Here is a 14514-nt window from a genome sequence, read left to right as displayed (position 1 = left end):
AAAACCGCCCTGATCGAGATCATAGACCCCAAATGCGTCCTGACGGAGAATGTGAATGTCTATGCTCCGCGCCACACACCTTGCCACGGTGAAGTCCGCTGTTTACGACCTGCGCTGGGAAGAATTCAGCGTCAAGCGGCCAGCCCGCATCGTCGCCGTCCGGCCGTGCCTCACAGGCGTCTCGATGCGAAGCGCCGAGATCATCGATATTTCCCAGGGTGGCGCGACGTTTGTCGTATCGACCACGGCCGGCCTGCCGAAGCATTATTATCTCAACATTCTCGGCCTCGCCTATCGCATCGGATGCGCCGAAGTCTATCGTCACAAGGAACGCATCGGCGTGCGGTTCATCAACATTATGGACCCCGAGGTTCTGCGCCGCGTCGTCCGCACCGATTTCCTCGTCGGCAATATGGAAGCGATCGCCGCCCGGCGCGGGCCGATCTTCCGGGCGTGAACAGGCCAAGAGGCTGCATAATTCCTTGAATCGGGATTGGCGTCTCGCGCGTCTGAAAAGACGCGCTGGGCTGCCGTTGCGGAAATAATCTTGCTTGCGTTGGCCGTGCCCGGGCCTATTGTTTCGCCAATTGTCACGATATCCGGGAAACCGCCGTCGCATGTCCGCCTTTTCGCGCTTCACGCCTCTTGCCAGCGCCCTGCCTTCCACAGTTCCTTTCGTCGGCCCCGAGGCGATCGAGCGCCAACGCGGACTTGCCGTTTTGGCCCGTATCGGCGCCAATGAGAACGGCTTTGGTCCAGCCCCTTCCGTCTTTGCGGCGATGCGCGAGGAGGCCGGCAATATCTGGAAATACAATGATCCGGAAAATTTCGCGCTCAGGCAAGCGCTTGCCGCCCATCTCGGCGTCTCGGCCACCAATATCGCCATCGGCAGCGGCATCGACGAATTGCTCGGCCAAATCGTCCGGCTGGTGATCGAGCCGGGCGCGCCTGTCGTCACTTCGCTTGGCGCCTACCCGACCTTCAACTTCCATGTGACCGGTTTCGACGGCCGACTGGTGACGGTTCGCTACGCAAACGACCGTGAGGATCTCGACGGGCTGCTGGATGCCGTGAAGCGCGAGAATGCGCCGCTCGTCTATTTCGCCAATCCCGACAATCCTATGGGGAGCTGGTGGGATGCCGACAGGATCGTCGCTTTCGCCCGGGCGCTGCCCGAGACGACGCTGATGGTGCTCGACGAGGCCTATAGCGAGACCGGGCCGGCAGGGTCGCTGCCGTCGATTTCCTCGCTTATCGACCTGCCGAACGTCGTTCGCACCCGCACTTTCTCCAAAGCCTACGGGCTTGCCGGCTCGCGCACCGGCTACGTGATCTCGGCCGCCGGCACGGCGCAGGCCTTCGACAAGATCCGCAATCATTTCGGCATGAACCGGTTGGCGACGGCCGCAGCGCTCGCCGCCCTCAAGGACCAGGCCTATCTCGTCGAGGTGGTCGGGAAAATCCACGCGGCGCGCGACCGGATCGGCGGTATCGCCCGGGCAAACGGCCTTGAGCCCCTGCCCTCGGCAACGAATTTCGTGGCGATCGACGCCGGCCGCGACGGCGCATATGCCAGGGCGATCGTCGACGGTCTGATGGAACGCGGCGTCTTCATCCGCATGCCTGGCGTGGCGCCCCTCAATCGCTGCATTCGCGTCAGCGTCGGGCCAGAGGCGGATATGGCGCTTCTCGAAGAAACCCTGCCGCAGGTGCTGAAACAGATCGGCTGATGGAGCATGTGCCGAAAATGTCAGCGGTTTTCGGGCGGCATCATGCTCTCACTCTTTGCTGTAAAACAGCGAGAACCGCGACCGGGTGGAGGATTCGGTCGCGGTTCCGTTCTCCCGGCGTCGGCCCCATCTAAAGTGCCCGCCAGCCCCTCTTTTCGAGGTTGTTATATCGTTCCTGCCGATTTGCCGGCAGGACAATGTCAGTGAACCGTCATCCACTCGCGGGCGGCGCGTAGCGCTGCCACGAGCTGCATCTTGTCCATTGCGGCGGCCACGTCGGCACGAAGCTCGGCGGCGCGGTCGTTGCCCTTGATTGCGGCGATGTTCAGCCATTTGTGAGCTGCGACAAGATCGACTTCGCAACCGCGGCCGGTCGCATACATCAGACCCATTTCGCAGAAGACATCGGCGCTGTTGTCGCCACCCATGGTGGCCGTTTCAGCATTGTGCATTTCAAAGCGTGCCATCGGTTTTATCCCTGTTAGCCTGTTTATGACTTACCCTGTTTTACCTCTGGGCCTTGCCGTCTATCGCGGCTTGCGGCCCTTGCGGTCCGGCGGGTTTGCCCCGCTCGTTTGATGGGTTCACTATGCCAAACGGCTTTCAAAAAACGCCTAAAATGCATGATTAATTCTAGACAAACAAAGTGCAAATGCTTGGTAAATTTGGGTTTTTGTTAAACATCAGATGCCTTGCGGATTAGGGATTTTCGCTCGAATTTTACGAAAGATTCAGATCTGAAAATAAAGGGATCGTTCATCATGAAATCAGCAGGCGATATTTTTGAAAGGCCGCCGCACGGCTTTTTCTCGCGTCTTTTGCCCAGTCTGCGGGATAACAATCATGCTTATTTACCTTTACGTTCGCGTCAGTTAGTTTCGCGGCCGATCAGGGACATCATGGAGGAAAAGATGATCCGCAGCTTCGTTCTCGCCGCCGCCATAACAATGATCGCGGGGATCTCGCATGCCGAGGAGCCGATCGTCGGTAACTGGAAGACGGCCGCCGGCGATACGGCGGTGATCGCTTCCTGCGGCGGCAGTTATTGCGTGACGCTGAAGACCGGCAAATATGCCGGCCGGAAGATCGGCACGCTTGCGGGAACCGGTGGCAGCTATGCCGGCGAGATCATCGACCCGGCCGCCGACAAGACTTATAGCGGCTCGGGCAAGATTTCCGGCAATTCGCTGAGGATGCAAGGCTGCGTGATGAAGGTCCTCTGCAAGGCCCAGACATGGACACGGCTCTGAGCCTGGCGGCTGCACGACGATCACCAAACGCGGGGCATGCCAACGCCCCGGCATGCCAGCGGCCCTTTTCCGCCCCTTCACCCAAGCGACCCGGCAAAATCGAACGCGTTGAGCCGGGCCTGGCGAACCCTTGTAAATCCCCTCCGCAACCCGCCCGAGCCTCCCCGGCAAGCTGAACGCTGGATGAACCGGTATCTCAGCACTCATTCAGCCGCCCCATGGCAAAACCCTTGTCACGATAGAGTTGCGTATCGGGGGCAAGGCAATGGACATGTATATTCTGGCAAGGCGTTTCAGCATCATCACACTGTTTGCGGCGATCTTCGCGATCACGTTTTCGGCGGTGGTGGTGCACAATGGCGGCGGTGGCGCACAGTCGCATTTCGGGGCGAGCTATACCTGCCTGGAGAGAAACGGCACCTTCTGCGCGCCATCGGTGCAGTGAGCGGCATCTGACGCGGAAGACGATAAAATAATCGGATTCCGCCGGCGCGCGTCGTTTGCTTGTCAAAAACAACTCTCTATAATGCGTCATGAACAAACGAATCTCCCCTTTGTCGCCGCTCGACATATCCTCGCCACCCCCTTTCCAGTCGCAGAGCTTTGATGATCCCGCCAAGGCGGTGGAGGCGCTGACGGCGCTTTACGAGCGCAATACGGCATTCCTGATCAAGAGCTTCACCGAGCTGGCGCAGGGCGCTCCGATCTCCTCGCGCTATCGTGCTTTCTATCCGCAGGTCAGCATCGAGACGACAAGCTTCGGCCATGTCGATTCGCGCCTTTCCTACGGCCATGTCACGGCACCGGGCATCTATACGACGACAGTCACCCGGCCGAAGCTCTTCAAGCATTACTTGAAGGAGCAGCTGGCGCTCCTGGTGAAGAGCCACAATGTTCCGGTCATCGTGTCGGAATCGACGACGCCGATCCCCTTGCATTTCGCCTTCGGCGAGGGTGCGCATGTGGAAGCATCGACAAACGCCTTCATCGACGTTCCGATGCGCGATATTTTCGACACGCCCGACCTCAACACCACCGATGACGAGATCGCCAACGGCGAATATATCCCGCCACCGGGAGAGCCCTCGCCGCTTGCGCCATTCACCGCGCAACGCATCGACTATTCGCTCGCCCGTCTGTCGCATTATACGGCGACGCATGCCGAGCATTTTCAGAATTTCGTGCTGTTCACGAACTATCAGTTCTATATCGACGAATTTTGCAGCTGGGCTCGCAAGCTGATGGCGGAGGGCGGCGACGGCTATACGGCCTTCGTCGAGCCCGGCAACATCGTCACCCTGCCCGGCTCGAGCGCGCCGGAAACCGATGCGGCGCTTACGCGCCTGCCGCAGATGCCGGCTTACCATCTAAAGAAGAAGGGCCATGCCGGGATCACCATGATCAATATCGGCGTCGGCCCCTCCAACGCCAAGACGATCACCGATCATGTCGCCGTGCTGCGCCCGCATGCCTGGCTGATGCTCGGCCACTGCGCCGGTCTTCGCAACAGCCAGCGGCTCGGCGATTATGTGCTTGCCCATGCTTATATGCGCGAGGACCATGTTCTCGACGACGATCTGCCGGTCTGGGTGCCGATCCCGGCGCTGGCCGAAGTGCAGGTGGCGCTTGAGGCAGCCGTTGCCGAAATCACCGGCTACGAGGGCTTCGAGCTGAAACGCATCATGCGCACCGGCACCGTCGGGACGATCGACAACCGCAACTGGGAACTGCGCGACCAGCGCGGGCCGGTGAAGCGGCTGTCCCAGGCGCGCGCAATCGCGCTCGACATGGAATCGGCGACGATCGCCGCCAACGGCTTCCGCTTCCGCGTGCCCTACGGCACGCTGCTCTGCGTTTCCGACAAGCCGCTGCACGGCGAATTGAAGCTGCCGGGCATGGCGACGGCCTTCTACCGCACACAGGTCAACCAGCATCTGCAGATCGGCATCCGCGCCGTGCAGAAGCTTGCCGCCATGCCGACGGAAGCGCTGCATTCGCGCAAGCTGCGCAGCTTCTTCGAAACGGCCTTCCAATAGGCCGTTTCCTCATCGGCCTGTCATCACAACAGGCACTGAGCGCTGTGCAAGCGTCTGCGGCCTGCCAGCGGCAATATTCAGCCCTGCGATCAACAGGGTGAAGGCCAGGAAGGCGAAAGCGACGCGCTGGAGAATCTTCAGCCCATCGCTTTCGAGGAACTCCTGCTGACGCTTTTCATGGCGACGTGCCCAGATCTGGCTTGCCAGCGCGATTTCAAGAATGCTCATTGTCGTTCTCCTCGACAGGTTTCGATGAAGCCTTGTCGAGTGCTGACTTGCCGTTTCGACAGCCGACCCACCAAAAGTTTTTTTAGGGCGATGTCGAAATGCGCGAAGCTCGATCGTCCAGAGTCATTGAAGCGCCGCAAGGGAGGCTGTCCGCGATGAAATATCTCTGTCAGGTCTGGTTCGATAACGGCGTGCTCGACGCCATGACGCAAGAGGAGAAGGCCAAGCTCGACACGAACTCCTTGAACTATGACAAGGACCTCGTCGAAAGCGGACATATGATCGTCGCCCAGGCGTTGCAGTCGCCGAAAGCGGCGGTGACCGTTAGGGTGCGGGGCGGTGAAATGTCGGTAACGGACGGTCCCTTTACCGAGACCAAGGAGGCGCTCGGCGGCTTCATCCTGATCGAGGCCAAGGATCTCAACGACGCGATCCGCATCGCCGCTGGCATCCCGCTTGCCAAGCTCGGCGCGATCGAGGTGCGGCCCATCCACGAATTCGCAGCTCAATGAGGAGGTACCAATGAAGTTTCTATGCCAGATCTGGTTCGACACGGAAAAAAGCAAGCTGGTTCCTCAGACCGAATGGGATGCGCTCACACAGGAGTGCATCACCAGCGACAATCGCTGGCGCGAGAGCGGTCATCTGCTGGTGGCGCTCGCCTTGCATGAACCGTCAGCGGCGATCACCGTCCGCCTGCGCAACGGCGAAGCCTCCGCGACCGATGGTCCTTTTGCCGAAATCAAAGAGCACCTCGGTGGTTTCGTGCTGATCGAAGCCGAGAATATCGAGGAGGCGAAGACGATCGTGTCCAGTTTTCCGATCCTCAGATATTGCTCAATCGAAGTGCGCCCGACTTATGCCATCCAGGATGGGAAATAGTCGTGCGCTACATCTGCCTGATCTATAACAGCGCCGACACCGACGGCACGCTGACATCTGAAGAGACCGATGACCTCGTCAAAGCGCATTTCGCCTTCGACGAGGAACTGCGCCGCGACGGTATCATGGTCCACGCCGATGCGCTTGAGATGCCTGATAGGGCGACCGTGCTGCGTGTTCGAGACAACACTCTGTCCGCGACCGACGGTCCCTATGTCGAGACGAAGGAGCATCTTGCCGGCTTCTACGTCATCGAGGCGCCTGATATGGCGACGGCAAAAAAGATCGCCGGGCGGATCCCTTCGGCGCGTTTCGGCGCGGTCGAACTTCGGCCCGTGCGGATGCTGACCCTGCCGGACTGAGGTGCGCCGTTGGAAAGCCTGATCGAGGAGATTTATCGAACCCAATCGCGCCGGGTGCTGGCGACGCTGATCCGCCTGCTCGGCGATTTCGACCGGGCCGAGGAAGCGCTGCACGACGCCTTCGCCGCGGCCGCCCGGACATGGCCGGCCGACGGCATTCCCGGCAATCCCTTCGCCTGGCTCGTTTCCACGGGGCGCTTCAAAGCGATCGACACGATCCGGCGGCGAGCGCGCTTCGATGCGTCGCAGCATCACATCGAGGACAGCCTCTACACGCCTGATGCAACGGAGATCGGCGACATGGAACCAATCGAGGACGACATGCTGCGGCTGATCTTCACCTGCTGCCATCCCGCCATCCCCTCCGATGCGCAGACGGCGATGACGCTTCGGGAAATCTGCGGATTGACCACCGAGGAGATCGCCCATGCCTTCCTCTCCCCGGCGCCGACGGTCGCCCAGCGGATCGTGCGCGCCAAGAACAGGATCCGAACGGAGAATATCCCCTATGAGGTGCCAGGCCGCGAGGCGCTGCCTGAGCGGCTCGACCAGGTGCTGCACGTCATCTACCTGGTCTTCAACGAAGGCTATTCCGCCTCTTCGGGCGAGGCCGTGGTTCGTGCCGACCTGACGGCGGAGGCGATCCGTCTGGCCCGGCTGCTTCTGGCGCTGCTGCCGCATCCCGATGTCCGCGGCCTGCTGTCGCTGATGCTGCTGCAGGATTCCCGCCGCACCGCCCGCAGCAATGAGCAGGGGCTGCTGGTGCTGCTTGCCGATCAGGACCGCTCGCTCTGGGATCATGAAAAGATTGCGGAAGGATCGGCGCTGCTTGCCGAGGCGATGCGGGCGGGAGAGATCGGCACCTACACACTGCAGGCGGCAATCGCCGCCGAGCATGCCAGGGCACCTGCTGCCGATGAGACTGACTGGCGGCGGATCGCCTTCTATTACGATCTTCTTCTGGCGGCTCAGCCCTCGCCGATCGTCGAACTCAATCGCGCCGTGGCGATCGCGATGGCGGAAGGGCCGGCGAAGGGGCTGGATCTGGTCGATGCCATTATGGAACGCCAGGAGCTCAAGGCCTTTCATCTCGCTCATTCGGCGCGCGCCGATTTCCTGCGGCGCCTCGGCCGGCGGCAGGAGGCGATCGCGGCCTATGGAACGGCGCTGTCGCTTTGCCGGCAGGAGCCGGAGCAGGCATTTCTCAGAAAACGGATTTCAGAGCTTGCCGCGACGCCCGAGCGGCAGTGAGATCGCCGTGCCCGTCAGCGCTGAGACGATGATCAGCAGGTGGGCGTTGACGCTTGCCTGCGCCAACGCGGCCAGGGCCAGCCGCTCGCTCGAAGCGCCGAGAGCAATGGCGCCGGCGGTGATGCCGGCCGGATAGGTACCGACGCCACCCGGCGCGTGTACCGGCAGCACGGAGGAAAGCTCACCGCCAAGCGCACCGCCGAAGCTTGCCGCCATCGGCAGCACGCCCATCAGGCCGAGCGCCCAGGCAAGCACCATCACCTTCACCAGCCAGTTGACGATGGTCATCGCCCAGGCGCGTGTAAAAGCGATGGCATCGACCGGCAACCCGTTTTCGATCTCAGCGACGAATTTCTGCGCCTTCCCCGGCAGCAGCCTGGCGGCGAGGCGCAGCAGCGGCTTGCGGGCGGCGAAAGCTGCGACCGGCAGCAGCAGAAACATCGTCCAGAGCAACCAGGCAACAACTGCATCTGCGGCGGCGACGGCAAAACCGATACCGGCGGCGGCGACAAGCGCGTGCAGGTCGAGCAGCCGCATGACGAACAGCGCCGAGGTTCCGCGCGTCAGCGGAATACCGAACTCCGTGCGCATCAGCAGCGGAAAGCTGGTCTCGCCGGTGCGGAAGGGCAGCATGATGTTCAACAGGTTGTGGATCTGCGTGACGCGGAAGAGGACCGCGAACCGGCCGGCCGTCTCCTTCGGAAAATAATCATAGATGCGCCAAGTGCGCAGGAAATAGGTGCTCGTCAGGAGCACCAGCGCGCCGATCACCGGGCCGGCGCCGATATCCGCCCATTGCCTGATAATGACAGGCCAACCCCAGAACCATTGGATGAAGAGCGCATAGGCTGCGACGATGACGACCGTCAGCACCGTCATGCGATTGCGCATAAACCAGGATTGCCGGCTTTCAACGATCGAACTCTTCATATAGTAGGCATTCCTTGCTTGGGTCGGCAGGGCTTGGGTCGGCAGGGCCCGATCCCGTCGCCAGGCCTTTTAAGAGAAATGACGGTTGCGCACAACGGCGGAGTTGATGGGCAGTGGCGGCGAACTCCGATTCCCCGCCGACGATCCCAGCGCTGACCGGTAAATCACATGCCTTGCCGGCTTGACGTGGAGATCGATGTTGGAGCGGATTACCAAAAGCATTACGAGCGCAAGCTTTTTTCTGGCAGTCTATTTCCTGCTCAATATCGCGCTGCGCATCGCCTTGCCTCATACGCTCGATCTCGACGAGGCGGAGCAATCTTTCTATTCACAATACCTGCTTGCCGGCTACGGCCCGCAGCCGCCGTTCTACAACTGGATTCAATATGCCATCGTTTCGGTGACCAGCATATCGATGTGGGTGCTGTCGGTGCCCAAGAATATCATTCTCTTCGGCTGTTATCTCTTCTATGGGCTTGCTGCCCGCGAGGTGCTGAAGAACCGTTCGCTGGCAGCCGTCGCCATGCTGAGCCTGATTACGCTGCCGCAGGTGGGTCTGATGGCGCAGCGCGAATTGACCCATACCGTCGCCCTGCTGTTTGCGACCTCGCTCTTCCTCTTCGGTTTTTTCCGGACGCTGCGCCAGCCGACGCTCGCAAGTTTCCTCGTCATCGGCATCGCCACCGGCATCGGGCTGATCTCGAAATACAATTTCGCCATCCTGCCGGCTGCAGCACTCCTCGCCGTGCTGCCGGACCGGGAATGGCGCAGCCGCCTGATCGACTGGCGTTTGCTGCCGGCGATCGTAGTCGCCATTCTGATCGTGCTGCCGCATGCGCTCTGGTTGCCTGACAATCTCCTAAGCGCCTCTGGGCCGACACTGGAGCGAATGACCGCAGAAGACTTGGCCCCCGCCGGCATGCCCCGCATCGGACAGGGACTATTATCTCTCCTCATCGCCGTCCTCGGCTTCGTCGCCTTGCCGATCGTTCTCGTCGCAGCGGCCTTCCGGCGGGACTTCTTTGGCGCGCTCTCCTCGTCCAGCCCGATGATCCGGGTGATCGAGCGGATGATGGTCATCAGTCTGGTCGCTTTCGTCGGCGTGGTGCTCTTTGCCGGCGCAAGCGATATCCACGAGCGCTGGCTCGACCCCTGCCTGCTCGTCCTGCCGCTCTATCTGTTCCTGAAACTGGAAACCGCAGGTGTCGATCTTTCCGCCGGCCTTGCGCGCTTCCGGCCCGTGGTGCCGGTCTTCATGGTCGTCATCCTGTCGATCCTTCTCTTCCGGATCATCGGCATTCAATATATCGGCACCTATACGAGAACGAACGTACCCTTTGCGGGCTACGTCGCTGAATTGACCGCGACCCGCAAGCCGGTTCTCATCGTCGCTGGAACCAAGTTCGTGGCCGGCAATCTGAAGCTGGCGCTTCCCGATGTTCCCGTGGTGATACCGTTCTTCCCGGGATCCGGGGTTCCCGAATATGCGGCTGCGAAGGGACCGGTTCTGGTTGTCTGGCGCGGCGAGACCGCAGACGACCCGACGATTTCCCCCGGCTTCGCCAACGATCTCGCAAGATCAGGCATTCATCTGCAGGAGTTGAACACGCTGACGCTGCCCTATCTCTTCGGTGACGGCAAACGCAGCTTCTCCATCGGGTATTCCTGGGTAGAGGGCGGCGCGAAATAGCGTTGCGGCAGGTCAAGCGATTGCGGGGAAACCGGCATTGCCCGCTGGCAACCGGCGGACAGTTCATGTACTAGCCTTCCGCAAGCGCGACGGCAGCAGTAAGATTGCTCGGCCGTCCGGCCTTTTGGAGATGAACGTTGCAGACAACCGTAGAGCCCATTCGCGGTACGAATGATCCGGTACAATCGCTCGAGCTGTCGCTGGTCGTGCCGATTTTCAACGAAGAGGATAGCGTCGGTCCGCTCGTCGAGCGTGTCGTGGCTGCGATGGCAGCCTATCCCCATCGCTGGGAGCTGCTCCTCGTCGACGACGGCAGCACGGATGCGACGCTCGTCAACGCCCGCAAGTTCGTCGGACGCGACGGGCTGGTGCTCAGGATTGTCGAACTGCAGCGCAACTTCGGCCAGACCGCTGCCATGCAGGCTGGTATCGACACCGCTCAGGGCCGGCTGATCGCAACGATGGACGGCGACCTGCAGAACGATCCGAAGGACATTCCTGCGATGGTCGCCGAATTGGAACGGCGCGAACTCGACCTCTTGGTCGGCTGGCGCAAGAACCGCAAGGACGGTCTGCTGCTGCGCAAGATCCCCTCCTGGTGCGCAAACTACCTGATCGGCCGCATCACCGGTGTCAAGCTGCACGATTACGGCTGCAGCCTGAAGATCTACCGTGCCTCAATCATCAAGCAGGTGAAGCTGATGGGCGAAATGCACCGCTTCATCCCGGCCTGGGTGGCCGGCGTCGTCCCGAGCTCGCGCATCGGCGAGATGGCCGTCACCCACCATGCGCGCGAACACGGCGTTTCGAAATACGGAATTTCGCGCACCGTCCGCGTCATTCTCGACCTGCTGTCGGTGATGTTCTTTATGCGCTACAAGGCGCGGCCTGGGCATTTCTTCGGCTCGCTGGGTCTTGGCCTCGGTGCGGTCGCGATGCTGATCCTCATCTATCTCGGCTTCGACAAGTTCATCATGGGCAACGATATCGGCACGCGGCCGATGCTGATGGTCGGCGTCGTGCTGCTGCTGTCGTCGGTGCAGATGATCACAACCGGCATCCTGGCGGAGATGATCGCGCGCACCTATTATCGTGACGACGCCTCTCCGAATTATATCGTGCGGCAGATCTTCGACGATCGAAGCCAAGCCTAAGCCGGCAGCACGATGCTGGAGCGCGCGACGAGGACGATCAAAACCGCCGGCCTGCTGCTTGCGGCCTATTTCGTGCTCAACATCGTGCTGCGCCTCGCGCTTCCGCATTCGCTGGAGCTCGACGAGGCCGAGCAATCCTTCTTCTCGCAATATCTGCTGGCGGGCTACGGTCCGCAGCCGCCCTTCTACAACTGGATGCAATATGCCGTCGTTTCGGTGACGGGCATGTCGATCGGCGCGCTGATCGTTCCGAAGAATATTCTCCTCTTTCTGTGCTACCTTTTCTACGGCCTTGCCGGGCGCGAAGCTTTGAAGGACCAGGCGCTTGCCGCCATCGGCATGCTCGCGCTGATCACCCTGCCCCAGGTCTCCTTTATGGCCCAGCAGGATCTGACCCACACGACGGCACTGCTCGTTGCCAGTTCGCTGTTTCTCTACGGCTTTTTCCGCACGCTCGATCGACCAAATCTCGGCAGCTATCTCGTGCTCGGGCTTGCCACAGGCATTGGCCTGATCTCGAAATATAATTTCGCACTGATGCCAGCCGCCGCCTTGATCGCCATCCTGCCGGATGCCGAATGGCGCCGCAGGGCGCTCGATTGGCGCATATCGGCGGCGATCGCCGTTGCGCTGGTCATCGTCCTGCCGCACGCGATCTGGCTGCGAGACAATCTCGCATTTGCCTCCTCGGATACTCTGGTGAAGATGGCGGCCGGCAACGAACCCGCCGGCATGGTGCGAATTGGCAAGGGCATCATCGCCTTTGTCGTTGCCATCATTGCCTTTGCGGCCCTGCCGGCCGCTATCTTCGCCGCCACCTTCCGCCGGGATTTTATCCGTGCCCTTTCGGCCGGCAACCGCTGGACCGGGATGATGGAGCGGATGATGCTCGCAAGCCTTGCCGGCATCGTTCTCATCGTGCTCTTCACCGGCTCCACCACTGTGCGTGAACGCTGGCTCGACCCGTTCCTGCTCGTGCTGCCGATCTATTTCCTGGCGAAGATGCAGGCTGCCGGCATCGACCTTTCCGGAGGGCTACGCCGCCTCCGGCCGGTGCTGCCGGTGCTGATGGCCTGCGTGCTGATCGCACTCGGCTTGCGTGTCGTCGGCGCCGGGCTGATCGGCGTCTACAGCAGGCCGAACGTGCCGATGGCGCGCCTTTCCCGCGAGATGTCGCGGCAGGCGGAACCGGCGTTGGTGATCGCCTCGGACACCTATGTCGGCGGAAACATGCGGCTGCAATTTCCCGATGTGCCCGCGGTCATCCCCGATTTCCCGGCACCTGGCATTCCAGCCTATGCCGAGGCGAAGGGACCGGTGCTGATCGTCTGGCGCGGCAAGAAGACGGCGACGGCCGCCGATGCGGTCATGCCGGAGCAGTTTTCATCGGCGCTGACGGCAGCGGGCATCGCGCCGCAGGAGATCGGCTCGCTGTCGCTTCCCTATTATTTCGGCCGCCCGGGCGACAATTTCGCGCTCGGTTACGCCTGGGTTCAGCCGAGGGCCAGATAGATGAGCGAAACCAATAGCCGCGACATCCGGTGGATTTTCGTTCTGCTGGCGGCCTATTTCGTGCTTCAGGTCGGCGTGCGGCTGGCAACCTCGCATTCGCTCGATCTCGACGAAGCCGAACAGGCCTTCCGCTCGCAATGGCTTGCCGCCGGCTACGGCCCTCAGCCGCCGTTCTACAACTGGCTGCAATACACCGTCTTCCAATTTGCCGGCGTCTCGCTTGCCGCGCTTTCGGTGGTGAAAAACCTTCTGCTGTTCACGTCCTACTTGCTCTACGGCCTGACCGCGCGTCTCCTGCTGCGCGACAAGGCGCTGGTGGCGATATCAGCACTGGGGCTGCTGACGATCCCGCAGATGGCTTTCGAGATGCAGCGCGACCTCACGCATACGGTCGCCGTGTTCTTCTCGGCCAGCATCTTCTTCTACGGCTTCATCCGCAGCCTGAAACAGCCGAGCCTTGCCTCCTATCTGATCGCCGGCATCGGAATCGGCTTCGGACTGCTTGCTAAATATAATTTCGCGATCCTGCCGGCGGCAGCGCTGATTGCCGCGCTGGCGGATGCGCGCCTGCGGCCGCGGATCTTCGACCGGCGGCTGATGCTGACGGTGGCGGTGGCATTCGTCATCACCCTGCCGCATCTCTTCTGGCTGAAGGACAATCTCGATTTCGCCACCGCACGCACCCTGGAGAAGATGACTGCGAGCGGCCATGCGAGCTATCTCGTGCAGGTGGCCATGGGTGTCACCTCGCTCGCTCTCGCCACCATCAGCTTTGCCGGATTGACGGTGGCGGTCTTTGCCATCGTCTTCGGCAAGAGCCTTCGTCCGGCGCTCACCGCCGGCTCGGAATGGACACGGCTCATCGAGCGGATGATGCTCGTCTTCCTCATCGGCATTCTGTTTCTGATCGTCTTCGGCGGCGCGGCCGGTATCAAGGACCGCTGGCTGGTGCCGATGCTCTTCATCCTGCCGCTCTATTTCTGCCTGAAGATCGAGGCCGCCGGCGTCGCGACAGGCAGGGCGTTCCGGCGTTTTATGGCGATCGTCGCGATCATCATGATCGGCGTGCCAGCGGCCCTTTACGGCAGTGTCGCGGCCGCACGCTTCACCGGTCACTACGAACGATTGAACAGGCCCTATGCCACGATGCTGGAAAGCCTGCGCAAACAGGCCGAGCCGGCGGCGATCCTTGCCGGAGACAGCCTGCTTGCCGGCAATCTCCGGCAGGATATTCCCGGCTTGCCGGTTCTCTCCGTGGATTATCCCGGCTTCCATCCGGATCTGACCGACCGGCGACCGCTTCTCCTCGTCTGGCTGATACCGCCGAAAGGGGGAAGCGAAGCCCTCCCGCCGGCCATGGCTCAATGGCTCCAAGCCAATCTCGGCACGTCCGCACCGGATGGGTCGGTGATCGACGCGCCCTATTTCTACGGGCGCGGCGAGGATCGCTACCGTTTCGGCTATGCCTGGATCAACCAGCCGGACTAAG

At 61.4% G+C, this 14514-nt stretch carries 16 protein-coding genes; 13 read left to right on the top strand and 3 right to left on the bottom strand.

Annotated elements, in window-relative coordinates:
- Positions 1-55 precede the first annotated feature (55 nt).
- The gene (locus HJB89_RS09005; protein WP_116405296.1) at positions 56-457 is read left to right on the top strand and encodes a PilZ domain-containing protein; all 402 of its coding nucleotides are present in this window, start codon (positions 56-58) and stop codon (positions 455-457) included.
- 160 nt (positions 458-617) lie between these two features.
- Positions 618-1730: a pyridoxal phosphate-dependent aminotransferase gene (locus HJB89_RS09000; RefSeq protein WP_207583589.1), complete on the top strand. Its 1113-nt coding sequence runs from the start codon at positions 618-620 to the stop codon at positions 1728-1730.
- A 200-nt stretch (positions 1731-1930) separates the two neighbouring features.
- Here the strand turns inward: HJB89_RS09000 and HJB89_RS08995 are convergent, their stop codons facing one another.
- Positions 1931-2197 (bottom strand): sel1 repeat family protein, encoded by a 267-nt coding sequence (locus HJB89_RS08995; protein ID WP_018071017.1) that lies wholly within the window; start codon positions 2195-2197, stop codon positions 1931-1933.
- A gap of 444 nt (positions 2198-2641) precedes the next feature.
- On the opposite strand from HJB89_RS08995, the gene HJB89_RS08990 reads away from it, so the two are divergent.
- The 3 genes from HJB89_RS08990 to HJB89_RS08980 all read left to right on the top strand — a co-directional run bounded on the left by HJB89_RS08990 (position 2642) and on the right by HJB89_RS08980 (position 5016).
- On the top strand, positions 2642-2980 hold the full coding sequence (locus tag HJB89_RS08990; RefSeq protein ID WP_207583588.1) for a DUF2147 domain-containing protein: 339 nt from the start codon (positions 2642-2644) through the stop codon (positions 2978-2980).
- Positions 2981-3245: 265 nt separating this feature from the next.
- Positions 3246-3425, top strand: coding sequence for a hypothetical protein (locus HJB89_RS08985; protein WP_164010299.1), 180 nt, complete (start codon positions 3246-3248; stop codon positions 3423-3425).
- Between the two features lie 88 nt (positions 3426-3513).
- Positions 3514-5016, top strand: coding sequence for an AMP nucleosidase (locus HJB89_RS08980; RefSeq protein ID WP_207583587.1), 1503 nt, complete (start codon positions 3514-3516; stop codon positions 5014-5016).
- 9 nt (positions 5017-5025) lie between these two features.
- Here the strand turns inward: HJB89_RS08980 and HJB89_RS08975 are convergent, their stop codons facing one another.
- On the bottom strand, positions 5026-5244 hold the full coding sequence (locus tag HJB89_RS08975) for a hypothetical protein (protein WP_207583586.1): 219 nt from the start codon (positions 5242-5244) through the stop codon (positions 5026-5028).
- 155 nt (positions 5245-5399) lie between these two features.
- Between HJB89_RS08975 and HJB89_RS08970 the strand changes: the two genes are divergently transcribed.
- The 4 genes from HJB89_RS08970 to HJB89_RS08955 are packed head-to-tail and all read left to right on the top strand — an operon-like array spanning position 5400 to position 7739.
- Complete coding sequence (locus tag HJB89_RS08970; protein WP_207583585.1) at positions 5400-5756, top strand: YciI family protein; 357 nt, start codon at positions 5400-5402, stop codon at positions 5754-5756.
- Positions 5757-5766: 10 nt separating this feature from the next.
- Complete coding sequence (locus HJB89_RS08965) at positions 5767-6126, top strand: YciI family protein (RefSeq protein ID WP_207583584.1); 360 nt, start codon at positions 5767-5769, stop codon at positions 6124-6126.
- A 2-nt stretch (positions 6127-6128) separates the two neighbouring features.
- Positions 6129-6488 (top strand): YciI family protein, encoded by a 360-nt coding sequence (locus HJB89_RS08960; RefSeq protein WP_221115307.1) that lies wholly within the window; start codon positions 6129-6131, stop codon positions 6486-6488.
- Positions 6489-6497: 9 nt separating this feature from the next.
- On the top strand, positions 6498-7739 hold the full coding sequence (locus HJB89_RS08955) for an RNA polymerase sigma factor (protein ID WP_221149611.1): 1242 nt from the start codon (positions 6498-6500) through the stop codon (positions 7737-7739).
- Here HJB89_RS08955 and HJB89_RS08950 read toward each other — a convergent pair.
- Positions 7707-8669, bottom strand: coding sequence for a lysylphosphatidylglycerol synthase domain-containing protein (locus HJB89_RS08950; protein WP_221149609.1), 963 nt, complete (start codon positions 8667-8669; stop codon positions 7707-7709). The two genes, HJB89_RS08955 and HJB89_RS08950, sit on opposite strands and share 33 nt — an antisense overlap.
- A 196-nt stretch (positions 8670-8865) precedes the next feature.
- Between HJB89_RS08950 and HJB89_RS08945 the strand changes: the two genes are divergently transcribed.
- From HJB89_RS08945 to HJB89_RS08930, 4 genes are all read left to right on the top strand, one after another.
- Positions 8866-10359, top strand: a complete 1494-nt coding sequence (locus HJB89_RS08945) for a glycosyltransferase family 39 protein (protein ID WP_221149607.1) — start codon at positions 8866-8868, stop codon at positions 10357-10359.
- Positions 10360-10496: 137 nt separating this feature from the next.
- Positions 10497-11513, top strand: a complete 1017-nt coding sequence (locus tag HJB89_RS08940; protein WP_207583579.1) for a glycosyltransferase family 2 protein — start codon at positions 10497-10499, stop codon at positions 11511-11513.
- A gap of 12 nt (positions 11514-11525) precedes the next feature.
- A complete protein-coding gene (locus tag HJB89_RS08935) occupies positions 11526-13025 on the top strand; it encodes a glycosyltransferase family 39 protein (protein WP_221149606.1) in 1500 nt (499 codons plus the stop codon).
- Entirely contained in the window at positions 13026-14513 is a 1488-nt protein-coding gene (locus HJB89_RS08930; RefSeq protein ID WP_207583577.1) for a glycosyltransferase family 39 protein, read from the top strand.
- Position 14514 lies beyond the last annotated feature (1 nt).

Origin of the sequence: Rhizobium sp. NZLR8, assembly GCF_019685025.1 — a bacterium.
GTDB lineage: Bacteria > Pseudomonadota > Alphaproteobacteria > Rhizobiales > Rhizobiaceae > Rhizobium.
The sequence above is the reverse complement of the archived record's forward strand: the minus strand, read 5'-3'. Positions and strand labels throughout refer to the sequence as shown.